14 protein-coding genes and 1 tRNA gene are annotated in these 13,309 nt (G+C 37.4%); 11 read left to right on the forward strand and 4 right to left on the reverse strand.

Annotated elements, in window-relative coordinates; genetic code table 11:
* Positions 1-15 precede the first annotated feature (15 nt).
* From DYQ05_RS10520 to DYQ05_RS10530, 3 genes are all read left to right on the forward strand, one after another.
* Positions 16-1,227, forward strand: a complete 1,212-nt coding sequence (locus tag DYQ05_RS10520) for an HD-GYP domain-containing protein (protein ID WP_029409741.1) — start codon at positions 16-18, stop codon at positions 1,225-1,227.
* A gap of 151 nt (positions 1,228-1,378) precedes the next feature.
* Positions 1,379-3,142 carry a phospho-sugar mutase gene (locus DYQ05_RS10525; protein ID WP_024466944.1) on the forward strand — a complete coding sequence of 588 codons (1,764 nt, stop codon included), beginning with the start codon at positions 1,379-1,381 and terminating at the stop codon, positions 3,140-3,142.
* Complete coding sequence (locus tag DYQ05_RS10530; protein WP_020965985.1) at positions 3,142-3,795, forward strand: 3'-5' exonuclease; 654 nt, start codon at positions 3,142-3,144, stop codon at positions 3,793-3,795. The genes DYQ05_RS10525 and DYQ05_RS10530 overlap by 1 nt, the downstream gene beginning before the upstream one ends.
* A 73-nt stretch (positions 3,796-3,868) precedes the next feature.
* Here DYQ05_RS10530 and DYQ05_RS10535 read toward each other — a convergent pair whose 3' ends face one another.
* Positions 3,869-5,239 (reverse strand): sigma-54-dependent transcriptional regulator, encoded by a 1,371-nt coding sequence (locus tag DYQ05_RS10535; protein ID WP_024466943.1) that lies wholly within the window; start codon positions 5,237-5,239, stop codon positions 3,869-3,871.
* 135 nt (positions 5,240-5,374) lie between these two features.
* On the opposite strand from DYQ05_RS10535, the gene DYQ05_RS10540 reads away from it, so the two are divergent.
* Positions 5,375-5,448 (forward strand) — tRNA-Arg (locus tag DYQ05_RS10540).
* On the opposite strand, the gene DYQ05_RS10545 is transcribed toward DYQ05_RS10540, so the two are convergent.
* Positions 5,446-5,856: a cytidine deaminase gene (locus DYQ05_RS10545; protein ID WP_020965988.1), complete on the reverse strand. Its 411-nt coding sequence runs from the start codon at positions 5,854-5,856 to the stop codon at positions 5,446-5,448. The two genes, DYQ05_RS10540 and DYQ05_RS10545, sit on opposite strands and share 3 nt — an antisense overlap.
* A gap of 80 nt (positions 5,857-5,936) precedes the next feature.
* Between DYQ05_RS10545 and DYQ05_RS10550 the strand changes: the two genes are divergently transcribed.
* From DYQ05_RS10550 to DYQ05_RS10570, 5 genes are all read left to right on the forward strand, one after another.
* Positions 5,937-6,980, forward strand: coding sequence for a hypothetical protein (locus DYQ05_RS10550; protein ID WP_252723354.1), 1,044 nt, complete (start codon positions 5,937-5,939; stop codon positions 6,978-6,980).
* A complete protein-coding gene (locus tag DYQ05_RS10555) occupies positions 6,977-7,654 on the forward strand; it encodes a M23 family metallopeptidase (protein WP_206183398.1) in 678 nt (225 codons plus the stop codon). Before DYQ05_RS10550 ends, DYQ05_RS10555 begins: the two co-directional genes overlap by 4 nt.
* Positions 7,563-7,847, forward strand: coding sequence for a hypothetical protein (locus DYQ05_RS10560; protein ID WP_493666650.1), 285 nt, complete (start codon positions 7,563-7,565; stop codon positions 7,845-7,847). The genes DYQ05_RS10555 and DYQ05_RS10560 overlap by 92 nt, the downstream gene beginning before the upstream one ends.
* 129 nt (positions 7,848-7,976) lie before the next feature.
* Positions 7,977-9,029: a LysM peptidoglycan-binding domain-containing protein gene (locus DYQ05_RS10565; protein ID WP_206183400.1), complete on the forward strand. Its 1,053-nt coding sequence runs from the start codon at positions 7,977-7,979 to the stop codon at positions 9,027-9,029.
* A gap of 64 nt (positions 9,030-9,093) precedes the next feature.
* Positions 9,094-11,217 (forward strand): flagellar assembly lytic transglycosylase, encoded by a 2,124-nt coding sequence (locus tag DYQ05_RS10570; RefSeq protein ID WP_206184140.1) that lies wholly within the window; start codon positions 9,094-9,096, stop codon positions 11,215-11,217.
* Positions 11,218-11,252: 35 nt separating this feature from the next.
* Here the strand turns inward: DYQ05_RS10570 and DYQ05_RS10575 are convergent, their stop codons facing one another.
* Together DYQ05_RS10575 and DYQ05_RS10580 are read right to left on the reverse strand one after the other, a co-directional pair.
* A complete protein-coding gene (locus DYQ05_RS10575; protein WP_152513041.1) occupies positions 11,253-11,663 on the reverse strand; it encodes a hypothetical protein in 411 nt (136 codons plus the stop codon).
* Between the two features lie 171 nt (positions 11,664-11,834).
* A complete protein-coding gene (locus tag DYQ05_RS10580) occupies positions 11,835-12,128 on the reverse strand; it encodes a TRL domain-containing protein (RefSeq protein ID WP_020965994.1) in 294 nt (97 codons plus the stop codon).
* A 352-nt stretch (positions 12,129-12,480) separates the two neighbouring features.
* On the opposite strand from DYQ05_RS10580, the gene DYQ05_RS10585 reads away from it, so the two are divergent.
* Together DYQ05_RS10585 and DYQ05_RS10590 are read left to right on the forward strand one after the other, a co-directional pair.
* Positions 12,481-12,894, forward strand: a complete 414-nt coding sequence (locus DYQ05_RS10585) for a hypothetical protein (RefSeq protein WP_194075631.1) — start codon at positions 12,481-12,483, stop codon at positions 12,892-12,894.
* Positions 12,895-12,917: 23 nt separating this feature from the next.
* Positions 12,918-13,280, forward strand: coding sequence for a hypothetical protein (locus DYQ05_RS10590; protein ID WP_024468566.1), 363 nt, complete (start codon positions 12,918-12,920; stop codon positions 13,278-13,280).
* The last annotated feature ends 29 nt before the right edge of the window (positions 13,281-13,309 follow it).

Genomic DNA, 13,309 nt, shown 5'->3' on the forward strand with positions numbered 1-13,309 from the left:
GCAAGAGGATAAAATATGAAATCACATAAATCCAAAAGAAAAAAACGAAAAAAATCCGAAAAACACGATGCCCCGAATGCGGAAAAACTTGACAATCTTAACGGAGTTAATGAAATAGGCGAAATTGAAGAACTTGATACGGTTGAACCTGTAACGGAACTTACTCAAGCGGATTTTATACAAACTTCCGAAAAAAATCCTATTGATAAGACCGATATTCAAACTTCTTTATCGGACGAAAATTTAACTCCCGTTTTTAAAAATGCGATGGACTTACTTGCCAGTCCGATAATTAATTGTATACTCTTAGATAAAAATTTTATTATAAAACACATAAACCCGATAGTGCATGATATGTTTTATAATTACTATACGTTAAAACACGAATCTTTTTTTAATGTATTCGGTAAAACATTGGAAAAAGACGATTTGGATACATTGCTGAAAAAACTGAAAGACCCCGACAGCGGATTTTCGTGGACTGGAGTTTTAATTCACAAAACCAAATATTATAAAACTATGTATACAAAAACCCATATATTTCCTCTATTTGAAACGGGTTTATTAAGCGGTTATTGGGTAATATTTGAAAATATAACGGATGTTTATTTTGAACATTATAAAAATATGCTTAACAGTCTTTTAAACGCTTCAAAACTGAAAGACAATGACACGGGGTTTCACAACGAAAGACTTAATCATTATTCTAAAATATTAGCCGAGGCTATGTTTAAAACAAATCTTTTCCAGCAGATAGATGCCGATTTTATTGATAATATTTCGTCTTTAGCACAAATTCATGACATAGGTAAAATAGGAACTCCGGATTATATTTTACAAAAAAACGGCTCTCTTACGCCCGTAGAATGGAAAATTATGAAAGAGCATACGATAAACGGTACCCTTATTTTAGCCGCCTACCCTATTCCCATGGCAAAAGAAATAGCATTAAGCCACCATGAACGATGGAACGGAACAGGCTATCCTTACGGACTTGCAGGCGATATGATTCCGCTTTCGGCACGGATTGTCGCCGTAGCGGATGTTTACGATGCGCTAAGAATGAAGCGGTCATATAAAGAAAGTATGCCGCATACCGAAACCGTTGCCAATATTTTAAACGGTTCCGGCTCGCATTTTGACCCCAATATAATCGAAATATTCAAAACCGTTGCGGACGATTTTAACGAAATTTGGGAAACAAATAAAGACGGAAGTCAAACATAAAGCCTTTCAGGCAAAAAACAACGAGCGTTTTTTACGCAAAAAGCATTTTAAACCCGCTATAGAAAATAAGCTGAAATTATGATATACTCTTAAAGTTAAAAATCGGCCGATAAAAAGTAAGATAAATCGGCTCAGTATGAGGTGAGTTTTTATGAATTACAATGAAATTTTAAAAAGAGCGGAAAAATATATTTCCGAAGAAACGGAACAAAAATTTATTGAAGAAGTTAAAGAGCTTATTCAAAACAAAAATGAAAAAGAATTAACCGACCGTTTTTACAGGGAACTCGAATTCGGAACTGCGGGATTAAGAGGTATTATAGGCGGCGGTACAAACAGAATGAACCCCTACGTTATAAAAAAGGCAACTCAGGGACTTGCCGAGTATCTTATACAGGCAAAACCCGACAAGGCAGCCTCAGGTTCTTTAAGTGCCGTAATAGCCTTTGATTCAAGAAGATATTCCGACGTATTTGCAAAAACCGCAGCTCTTATCTTTGCCGCAAACGGAATACGATGTTATCTATTTTCCGCCCTGCGCCCTACTCCGGAACTTTCTTATGCAATACGCGAATTAGGCTGCGACACGGGTGTAGTAGTAACCGCCTCTCACAACCCGCCTGAATATAACGGCTATAAGGTATACTGGTCGGACGGCGCTCAAATTACGCCGCCTCACGATTCCGGCATTATCGAAAAAGTAGGCTCCGTTTCTTCCGTAAAATTGATGAATGAAGAAGAAGCCCTAAAATCGGGAAAACTGAAAATCATCGATAAAGAAATAGACGATAAATATTGGGCAATGCTTAAAACTAAAATTACCCGTACCGCAATTATTAAGGAAATGTCGAAATCCGTAAAAATAGTATATACTCCCCTTCACGGAACCGGGGCTATGCATGTCGAAAAAGTTTTAGGCGAAATGGGATTTACGGTAATTACAGTTCCCGAGCAAAGAGACCCGGACGGAAATTTTCCCACAGTAAGCTATCCCAATCCTGAAGACCCGAAAGCCCTAAAAATGGCTATAGAACTTGCACAAAAAGAAAATGCCGATATTTTAATGGCAACCGACCCGGACGCAGACCGCTTTGCCTGTGCGGTTAAAGACGAAAACGGAAATATGCAGCTTATAAGCGGAAATCAAATGGGAGCCTTATTTACGGATTATATTTGCTTGACCTTAAAAGAGAACGACAAAATGCCTAAAAATCCTGCCGTTGTACGCTCCATAGTAACCTCGCCCTTAAGCGATTTAATCGCAGCTTCTTACGGAGTTAAGTCGTTTGAATGCCTTACAGGTTTTAAATGGATTTGCGGTATGGCGGAAAAAATGGTTAACTCAGGCTCTCATTCTTATATTTACGGCTATGAAGAAAGTTTCGGCTATAATTTCGGCACGGAAATAAGGGATAAGGACGGAATTGCGGCTTCGGCAATTTGCTCCGAGATGGCTCTTTATTGGAAAAGCAAGGGCAAAACTCTTCTTGACAGGTTAAATGAAATTTTTACGGATTTTTCGTTTTACGGAGAAAAAACCGTTAACCTACAGTACCCCGGAGCGGAAGGTCTTACCGTAATGCAAAATATGATGAAACAGGTAAGGGAAAAAAAATTAAACGAAATCGCTTCGGTTAAAGTAAAAAAAATCAGAGATGTACAGGAAAGCTGCGAATACAATCCCGTTAATCCCCTACAAACGGAAACAATAGATTTACCTAAAAGCAATGTACTTCAATATTATCTTGAAGACGAAAGTATAATTTGCGTACGCCCCAGCGGTACGGAACCGAAAATTAAAATTTATATCATTCACCCAGAAAAGGTAACATCTTCCGTAAGCGCGGCAAAAGCATGTTCCGATAAAAAGATTGAAGAATTCGAAAAATGTTTTAAAGGAATTTTAAACGCATAATGGGCTCTTACGATTGGATTAGCGCCGTATATGATAAGGCGGTTTTTACCGCCTTCGATACGGAAACTACGGGTATAAACCCTAAAGATGAACGTGTAGTTGAAATAGGCTGTGTAAAATTCGATACTCGCGGAATTATTGCACGGTATAATGTGTTAATAAACCCGGAAAAACCTATGCCGGAAGAAGCCGGAGCGGTAAACAAAATAACCGATGAAATGCTTGCTGATAAGCCTAAATTCCCGCAAATACTTCCCGATTTTTTGGATTTTATACGGAATACGGTACTTGTAGCCCATAATGCGGGCTTTGATATAAGTTTTATAAATGCCGAGCTTGAACGGTGCGGAAAAACAAAGTTGACGAACAAGGTTTTCGATACCCTAACCTTTGCCCGCGAAGTTTATCCCGGTCTTTCAAGTTATGCGCTTCAAAACTTGGCAATGCAGTTCGGCATTCAGGCAATAAGTGCTCACCGTGCCGAAGACGATGCAAGGGTTTGTATGGAATTTTTTAAAATTGCCGCAGCTCATTTTTTTGAAAAAAACAAGGGAATGCTTGATTATTATAAAAACGGAGTTGAGACGGCGGATTATTTAACTACAAAGGACCCAGAAGTGGATTGCGAAAAACTTGAACGGAATTTGTTTTAATAATAATCAAAAAAATTGTTACCGGATATTAAAAATAAAAACCGTAGACGGTGCTGTTCGGCTTTTAAAAAAATTACAATTCCGCCGTATCTTTTGCAATTTCCGCCTCATATTCTTCCAGTTTGCGGTGCAGGGTTCTTCTTCCTATTCCCAACATATCAGCCGTTTTCGTCTTATTTCCGTTTTGACCGGCAAGCGTTTGAAGAATAACCTGTTTTTCAGCTTCTTCCATATTTACGCCCATAGGAATAACTATGGAAGAACTTTCAGCCTTTTCACGCAATGCGGCAGGTAAATCTTCAAAGTGAATCATATTATCGGAACTCATAACTACCGCACTTTGAATGCAGTTTTGCAGCTGCCGTATATTGCCCGGCCAGTCATAATTATAAATAGCGGTTCTTGCCCGCTGCTCTATTCCGTCTATTTTTTTTTCATTTTCTTTTGCAAATTCTTTTATAAATGAGGCGGCTAAAAGCGGAATATCCTCTTTTCTTTCCCTCAAAGACGGTACATGAATATGAACTACATTTAATCTAAAGTATAAGTCTTCACGGAAATTACCGTTTTTTATTTCTTCCTCCAAATTGCGGTTCGTTGCGGCGATTATTCTTACATCTACATTTAAAGTTTCGCTTCCGCCCACACGTTCAAAAGTTTTTTCCTGAAGTACGCGTAAAAGTTTTACTTGAATCATTTGATTAATTTCACCTATTTCATCAAGCATAAGAGTTCCGCCGTTCGCCGTTTCAAACCTGCCGCGTGTACGCTGTACCGCTCCCGTAAAAGCGCCCTTTTCGTGTCCGAAAAGCTCCGATTCCAAAAGAGACTCGGCAAAAGAAGCGCAATGTACTTGCACGAAGGGTTTATCTTTTCTTCCCGACAAATTATGAATTGCTCTGGCGATAAGCTCCTTGCCTACTCCGGTTTCGCCCGTAATAAGCACGCTCGCCTTTGAAGGTGCCACTTTTTTTATATCCTGAAAAACTTTTTCCATTATAGAGCTTTTTCCTATAATATTTTCAAAGCTCTGTTTTTTTTCCATTGCATGTAATAAGGCTCTGTGCTGTAAAACCAGCTCCCTGTTTTGCAATGCCCGTTTTACCAAAAGAAATAGACGTTCCAAATCCAAGGGTTTTGTTAAAAAATCGTAAGCTCCTATACGCATAGCTTCCACGGCGGTTTCAACGGTTCCGTGCCCCGTAAGAACGATTACCGGAACACCGGGTGTTTTTGTAATAACTTGACGTAAAACCTCTTCACCGCTTATTTCAGGCATTTTTAAATCGGTAATTACAAGGTCGGCTTCTTCTTTAAGAGCCTTTTCCAAGCCAGTTTTTCCGTTATCTGCGGTTACTACCTCATAACCCTCATCTTCCAAGGCCATTGCAAGCCCTTCGCGTATGTTTTTTTCGTCATCAATAACTAAAATCGTAAATTTCATCGACTTGAAGTATAGCAAAAAAGGGAGGGAAAGTACAGGGGAAGTTTTTATTGCGAAAATATAAATTCGTAAAACCTTCCCCCGCCTCTTGCATTTTTAACCGATTTGGTGTAATATTCTACAGTCGGCTTTTTTGATCCGTTAGCTCAGTAGGATAGAGCGGCTGCCTCCTAAGCAGCAGGTCGGACGTTCGAATCGTCTACGGGTCATTTTTTTAATTCATGTAAGGCATCAAACGGATAGACTTCTTTAACATTCGTCAAAACCAAATTTTCCCTGCACGAACCGAAAACTATGGGAGTGTTTTCCGCCATAAATTCCGAAATAACTTGACGGCATGCTCCGCATGGGCTTACAGGATAATCGGCATCGGGCGTTGCAATAGCCAAAGCCTTAAACCCGGTTTTACCTTCCGAAACCGCCTTAAAAATTGCGGTACGTTCCGCACAATTCGTAAGACCGTAAGAACGGTTTTCTACATTTACACCGGTTATTATAGAACCGTCTTCCAACAACAAAGCTGCTCCCACATGAAATTTTGAGTAGGGAACATACGCATTACCCGAAGTTTTTAGGGCAATATCGAATAAATCAGTCAATTCACTTGAAATTTCCATAAAAAGAGTATATCATATTTTATATGTTATTTAAAGGTAAAAACAAATTTATTTTTATATTGTCGATATTTTTTATTATTATGTATACATTTATAGCCGTACGCAATACGGGACATGAGATTCATCTTATACCGATTTGGGCGGCCGAAATAAATGAAGAGCATACTTCCGCAGGAAATGCGGACGGCGGAATTGAAGAAAAAAACTTTGAAGGAAAAAAAACATTTTTATTCACTGCGGAAAAACGTTTCGGTTTTTTTTCGGAAGACGGAACGATTTTGCGCACTGAAAATTTTAATGAAAGAATGAGCGCTTCCTCGGTTTTTTGGACAAAATATTCCAATAAACCATTATCCGCAGATATCTACTCTCCGGAAGGGAAAAAACTTTTAACCGTAAACAGTCCGGGATATGTACATCTTGATAAAGACAGAATTTATTTATTTGAGCCGGGGGGAAATTCAGTTTGCAAATATGATATACATGGAAACAAAATATGGAAATATGCTCACACAGCCGTAATTACGGCGTTTAACTGTTCTTCGGAGGGAACGGTTATAGGATATTCCGACGGAAAATTCGTTTGCTTGGATAATTCCGGCAATACCGTTTTTTCGTTTTTTCCCGGAGGAAGTAAGTACCAGATTATTTTAGGAGCTGCAATTTCCGAAGACGGAAAAAAAGCGGTCTGTATATGCGGAGCGGAAAAACAAAGACTTATTTTGATAAATATAACAGGCTCCCATTACAAAATAGTACATCATACATATTTAAAAAACAATTCATACAAACGCCTGTTTATAAATTTCGATTTAACCGGAAATTTTGCCGTTTTTGAATCAGCCGACGGAATAGGAATAGCCGATTTTAAAAAATTAAAAACGATTTTTTTAAACGAAAACGGAAATATAGCCGATATAGGTTCCAACTTGAAAACGGGTCTTTTGACGGTATTATTGCAAAATGAAAAAGAATGTACTTTAATTGCAATAAACCCTCCCGATTTTATAATCGGAAAAACAAAATTTAACTCAAAACATACATTTTTAATTCAAGATGAAGATAAAATATATTTGGGAACGGATACAAAAATTACGGCTCTCGAAATAAGAGGAATAAAATGAAAAAAAATATTTTACAAGGTTTTCTTTTTTGCATAACTTTTTTTTCCGCATATACGCTGTCTTGGCCTACCGATACCGTTAATTTTCTTACCCTCTTCGGACAGGCCGAAGAAGCGTACGGCGAATTTTCCAACGGTATTACATTTAAAGATGCCGGAACAGTCCGCATCGCAAATTACGGCAAACATTTAATAACTATGGAAGAAAAAGACGATAATCACACCTTTCCGTGTACATTGGGCAACACCGCAATCTTTATACATGATGACGAAATGCAAACGGTTTACGGAAATTTAACCGATAGACTTATTTTTACGGAAGGGGCCGTAATAGATACGGGCTCCGTAATAGGACAGACCGGAAGTTCCGCATGGAGCGAACCCAATTCTTTAATTTTTCAAGTATTGGACACTACAAATAATGCATTTATAAATCCTCTTCCTCTTTTAATTCCTTCTGCAAAAGATGAAATACCGCCGCAAATACAAAATACGGTTTTAATATCCGAAGGAAGGCAACCCGTAAATCTTTCGGTAAGCAAAAACCGTAAAAAAGGGTTCTTACGACTTATACGCATCTATAATCGACAAAACGGAAAAAAACGGCGCACCTTTGGCTCCATACCGTGTAAGTATTTTCATAAACGGAATAAATACCGAAATTATCTTTTTTGAAGTACTTTTAAGCGGTAAAGACGGCATATATCTGCAAAATACGAAGTTAACCGCAAAAGCCTTATATCAAAAAAAAGGATTTATGTACTTGGGTAAAATCAATCTTACCACCGGTAAGGTTGACCTTTCCATAAATGCAAGAGATATAATAGGCAATGAAAAAACGGAAACTTTTTCTTTTCAAGTGGAATAAATCTTTTGATAAAATTTATAAACCGCCAAAGGCCGATTTTTGCCGGTAAACTCTAAAATATCAAACCCGCCTTTCAGGCGATTGACAAGAAACGATTTTGTGTTTAAAATAGACAAAGGAGGAATTCCAATGACTTCTAAAATAGGAATAAAACTTGCAGACGGAACGTTTTTTCCGATTCTTGATGAAAATGCATCATCGGAACATGTTATCGAGCTTACTACGGTAAGGGAAAATCAAGGAAGCGTTCAAATAAATTTATTTAAAAAAAGTGAAGAGAGCGAACCTGAATACATAGGTTCCCTCATAGTCGAAGAAATTTCGGACGGCGCGGCAGGAGAGCCTACGATAAGTTTAAAAATTAAACTTGACGAAGAAAAAAATCTTTCAGCGGAAGCCGTTGATGAAGGCTCGGGTTCCAAACAATCCCTTAAAGTATCGCTTAAAACGCTTAACGAAGATACATTCGACGTGCCCGACTTCGATTTATCTTCTATGGGCGGTTCCGTAGGTGAAGACCTTAACGGAGAAGATATTATTATTCCGGAATCGGAAACCGATTATTCGGTATTTGAAGAAACGGAAAAAACGGAGGAAATAAAAGAAAAAAAGAAATTTCCGTTATGGGTAATCATACTTTTAATTATACTTTGTATCGGAGCCCTTGTTTTTGCAATTTTACTTTTAACAAAAAAAATCCCGTTTATGGACAAAAACATACTTGCTTCTTCAAATACCGTAGCGGAAAGTACCGAAACCGTAAAAAAAACCGATATGAATTCCACAACCTCCGTTCCGCCTAAAGAAGATACTTCCGAAAAAGCTGCTGCAGAAGCAAAAAGGAAGGCTGAAGAAGAAGCCGCAGCGGCCGAGGCTAAGCGTAAAGCTGAAGAAGAAGCGGCTGCTATGGAAGCGAAACGTAAAGCGGAAGAAAGTGCCGCCGCAGAAGCGAAACGGCAGGCGGAAAAAGAAGCTCAGGAAGCTGCAAAAAAACAAAAAACGCCGAAGGTTAATGCGGACGGAAGCGTAAGATATAAAATAAAATGGGGAGATACTCTTTGGGATTTATCGGAGTCATTTTATAAAACTCCGTGGCTTTATAAAAAAATTGCGAACCATAACAAAATAAAAAATCCGAATTTAATTATTTCGGGAACATACATAGATATTCCGCCTAAATAAAAAAGACGGTAAGCCCGTCCTTGCCGAATTTAAAATAAGGACGGGTTAATTTATCGGAGGACTTATAAAAAAAAACGGTTTTAAACGTACGGCTGCGTTTTTTTTATTTACCGCCTGCATAAGCTCAGTTTCATGTGCGGGGAAATATGATACGGAAAGCGAAAGCCGATTGATAGACTCACTTTTTACAGGTAATTTTTCTCAAGTTTCAGCTCCTACAAATAAATCTTTAAAAAAGCTGCAAAATACGGACGAGGGGTCTGTGTATTATACGGGACTTTATTTAAAAGACGGCGGCGATGAATACGCCCCCGTTTCAAAAACCTATTTTGAATATGCTGCGAAACATTCCCCCTACCCCTACAACGAATTAAGTCTGGATGAACTTTACCGGCTTTGTTCAAACGAAGAAAAACTAAAAATACTTGAAGAGCGCTTAAAAGATGAAAAGCCGTCAAAAGAAAAAAAAGAAAAGATTACAGCCGACAAATATAGACTCCTTATTCTCCTTAATAACTTTAAAGAAGCGGAAAAACTTTTAAATATTTCAATTGAAGATTATTTTGCCTCCGTCGGTATTGACGATGAAATGATAAAAGTTTTTAACACCCTTAAGCAAAACTACAGGGATACCAAAAATACCGGCTTTATTAAAATAACTCAAGGAAGAATCTTACTTTTTAATAAGCAGTATCAAGCCGCTTGGGAAATTTTTAAACCGCTTATCGAAAACCCGGAGCTTTTACCTTATTTAAAAAACAGAAATATTTTATCGGATGCGGGAAAAAGCGCCTTATACGGCTCGGAAGGCGCCGCCGGCTACACCGAAGCCGCCGCCCTGTTTGAAAAAAAATTACTTTCCGTTGAAACAAATGTTTTCAATAATACTCCAGAAACAAAAAATCTTTTAACCGAAAAATATATGCTTGCATTTTATGCCGCAAGATTAAATTTAAAAACAGGTAAAAAAGAATATACGGAAAAAGCCTTACAGCTTTTTAAAAAAGCGGCTGAATATGCTCCGAGCCCTTCGGATTATGATAACGCTCTTTGGTATGTTTTAGACGTATTAAAAAATAAAAACTTTTACAGTTTTTTTGAAGAGCTTTGCAGCTCCGCACCGTTATGGAAAAATGCTTATTCTTATGAAAATTTTACGGCATACGCATGTATGAAGCTTCTCGCCATGGAAGATAAAAAACGATTGATTCTCTTTGAAGAGGCTTTAAAAAAAACAAATCTTCTTGAAGCGCGGGCAAGAAACGCTTACATATCGGCCCGTTTTTTAAATATGCCTGAAGAAGAAGGTAAAAAGCTTTACACAAATATTTTGACACAACCGCATAACGGATTTTACTACAAAGCTTTAGCGGCATACCGTTTAAATTATACGCCGTCCGATTCCGAATTTCTTATAAATTCTCTTTACAACAGAAAAATTAAGCGAAATCAAAACCCGGATTTTTCTTCGGAACAGGCAATAAAGATTTTAAGAGGTCTTATAAAATATAAGCTTTACGGCAGAATTTATAAGACAATTTTACAAATTTACCCGCAAATAAAAGTAAATGAAGCGGCGGAATTTTCCGATATCTTGGCAAAAAACGGGCTTTATCCCGATTCAATGTCCGTTATAACCTTTGCCGTAAATTCGGAAGGAGAAAAATTTTCACTTGAGGACTTAAAACTTATTTACCCCAGACCTTTTTTCGAATCGGTACGAAAATATGCAACGGAATACAATATACCCGAGTATGTGCTCTTTGCCCTTTTACGCAGCGAAAGTTATTTTAAACCTCAAGTCGTTTCACATGCCGGTGCAATAGGACTTGCACAGCTTATGAAACCTACCGCAGCGGATATTGCCCGCCGCTTAAAACTTAAAAACTACGACTTAAATGAACCTGACACTAATATCCGTATGGGAGCTTTTTATTTTGCAGATATAATGCGCAGAAACGGAGGCAAAATTATGCATGCAGTTTTTGCATATAATGCGGGACCTAATGCCGTAAAACGCTGGCTGAATAAATCGGATAAACTGCCTATTGATTTATTTTTGGAAAGTTTGGAATATGCGGAAACCAGAGGATACGGAAGGAATATACTTTCGGCAAGCGTCATTTACGGACTGCTTTACTACGATAAAACTTATAATGAAATAATAAAAGAGTTGTTGGGAGAATAAAACCGGTCCTTTTTAAAACCGGTTTTATAAAAAATTTACTTTGCAAAAGCTTCTTTAATTCTTTCCGATAAATCCGAAGTTGAGGTAAACCTTTTTTTTGTCCCGTCTTCCAAGGTAACTTCCAATAAGGCGGTTTGTTCGGCAAGAGCTTCCAAAACGTTTTGTAAATTTTCTTTTTTGAGGATTGTAGAAACGCGTATATAGTTTTCATTTACATTTCTGTCGAGAGTTTTAATATTTAATAAATTAACCGTTTCGTTATTCGCAAGCAAAAAAGAAGCCTCTTTAATATATAATGACGTTTTATAGTTTAAAGTAAAATTCGTATAAGCATCTGAAACATACACATGTGTATCTTTTTGATAACTGAAATCTATATTAACAAAAGCTTTATCGATTTTAAAATCTGCGGAAAGCATTTTACCGGGTCTTATATAATACTTCATATAGGAGTTTTCCATATAAGAAGTCATTACCCTAATTCTACCGGAACCTGCCGTTGTACAGGAGGACAATAACAAAGAAATAACTGAAAAGGCAGTTAAAATAAAATACCGTTTTTTCATTTTAGTCTTAAAAAAAGTACCGCCCGAAAATATCGGGCGGTACGGCTTTAACTATTCACCGTGTACAACTGTTGTAACAACAAAATAAAAAGCCGCTAAAGCGGGGCTTGCAGGATAATCGATACGAATATCAACAGTTCCTACATTTGTAATACCTCCGTTTTTGGCGGCTTGGTAAATTCCGCCTTCACCTTTCAGAGGGAATCCAAAAACAAATTTTTGTGTAGCTTCACCTGTTTTGGAGCCGACTCGTCCTGTTGCTCCCGCTACAGGAAGAACAGTTGAGCAAGATGCGATTAGCAATGCAGCCAATCCTACAAATAAAATTTTTGCCAGGTTTTTCATTTTTTTTCTCCTTTGCTGTAAGGTAAACCTCTCCCTTGCAGACTTATTTTTTTTAAGTATAAATTAAAATATCGTTATTCCACACATGTATTTTGTATAAAATCGGTAGTCAAACTCTTTTACTCTATACTTTAAAAATATTCTATTACTCAGTTATTTTTTTGTCAAGCCCTATAAGCTGATTTTTTTTAAATTTAAGTAAAAAAATCGATAAAAAAACGGTATTTAAACATAGTTTGATATATATTTTAACAAATCGGCCGTATTACTTGATTTTTTACTTAAAACTTCTTATACTTGTAAATGAGGTTTTAAGCCTCGCTTAAAATTTTAATAACCTCAAGGAGGGCAAATGTTACCGTTTTATTTTCTTTCTATAGCAACAAATCTGATTATGGGGCTTATTCTCGCTTTTTTCGATAAGACAAAAAAAGGGGACGAACCTGCCGATAAGGAAATTCCTTTTCCGTTTATGCGCGAATCGACCTTTTTACTTTTAATAACGATTTTTTCGGGCTTTACGGCGATTTCAAAACTTTTAACCCCTGTCGGAACAAATATAATCATTTTAGGGGATTTTATTCCCGTCGTTGCGGGCTTGGCGGGCTCGGCGGTATTTTTAGGCCGCTATTTGGAATCTTTGCCCAATACCAAAACTTTGCCCGACTTTTTTAATATTTTAAAAAATTATGACGAAATAATAGCCTATGCGTGTTTATTTGCAGCCGGTTCTCACCTGCTCTTTTCAAGATTTATTTTCCTTTAAATAAAAACTGCTGACACGGCAAAATGAAAAACTTAAAAAGTCTTTTATTTATCTTATTTTTTTTATCTCTTTGTTCTTGCAGTAAAAAGGAAAGGCTGAAAGAAGTAGACCTTCCTTCCGATTCGGCTATGAACGATGCAAACCGCTTTGCCCTTATAATTGAAACTTACGTTTCCTTACGCGACAAACCGGGAGAAGACGGTATAGCTATAGCGCATGCCCGCCGTCTCGATATTTTTCCCGTCGAAGGATTGAAAATAGTAAAAAACAAAGATGAACAGGAACTTTGGATAAACCTTGGAACGGGCTGGATACAAAGAGAGAGCGTACAACTATATCCTTCAAAAGAAAAGGTTTTAAAAGCCGCCGAAAAATACCGCAATTAAGGAGCTCCCGTTTATGATGTTTGTTTTTT

It is taken from the genome of Treponema pedis, assembly GCF_017161325.1.
In the GTDB taxonomy this organism is placed as follows: Bacteria; Spirochaetota; Spirochaetia; order Treponematales; family Treponemataceae; genus Treponema_B; species Treponema_B pedis.

Bases quoted from the DNA above. Each gene is read 5' to 3' on its own strand.
- DYQ05_RS10520 (WP_029409741.1), top strand. From the start codon at position 16: ATGAAATCACATAAATCCAAAAGAAAAAAACGAAAAAAATCCGAAAAA.
- DYQ05_RS10525 (WP_024466944.1), top strand. From the start codon at position 1,379: ATGAATTACAATGAAATTTTAAAAAGAGCGGAAAAATATATTTCCGAA.
- DYQ05_RS10530 (WP_020965985.1), top strand. From the start codon at position 3,142: ATGGGCTCTTACGATTGGATTAGCGCCGTATATGATAAGGCGGTTTTT.
- DYQ05_RS10535 (WP_024466943.1), bottom strand. From the start codon at position 5,239: ATGAAATTTACGATTTTAGTTATTGATGACGAAAAAAACATACGCGAA.
- DYQ05_RS10545 (WP_020965988.1), bottom strand. From the start codon at position 5,856: ATGGAAATTTCAAGTGAATTGACTGATTTATTCGATATTGCCCTAAAA.
- DYQ05_RS10550 (WP_252723354.1), top strand. From the start codon at position 5,937: ATGTATACATTTATAGCCGTACGCAATACGGGACATGAGATTCATCTT.
- DYQ05_RS10555 (WP_206183398.1), top strand. From the start codon at position 6,977: ATGAAAAAAAATATTTTACAAGGTTTTCTTTTTTGCATAACTTTTTTT.
- DYQ05_RS10565 (WP_206183400.1), top strand. From the start codon at position 7,977: ATGACTTCTAAAATAGGAATAAAACTTGCAGACGGAACGTTTTTTCCG.
- DYQ05_RS10575 (WP_152513041.1), bottom strand. From the start codon at position 11,663: ATGAAGTATTATATAAGACCCGGTAAAATGCTTTCCGCAGATTTTAAA.
- DYQ05_RS10580 (WP_020965994.1), bottom strand. From the start codon at position 12,128: ATGAAAAACCTGGCAAAAATTTTATTTGTAGGATTGGCTGCATTGCTA.
- DYQ05_RS10585 (WP_194075631.1), top strand. From the start codon at position 12,481: ATGTTACCGTTTTATTTTCTTTCTATAGCAACAAATCTGATTATGGGG.
- DYQ05_RS10590 (WP_024468566.1), top strand. From the start codon at position 12,918: ATGAAAAACTTAAAAAGTCTTTTATTTATCTTATTTTTTTTATCTCTT.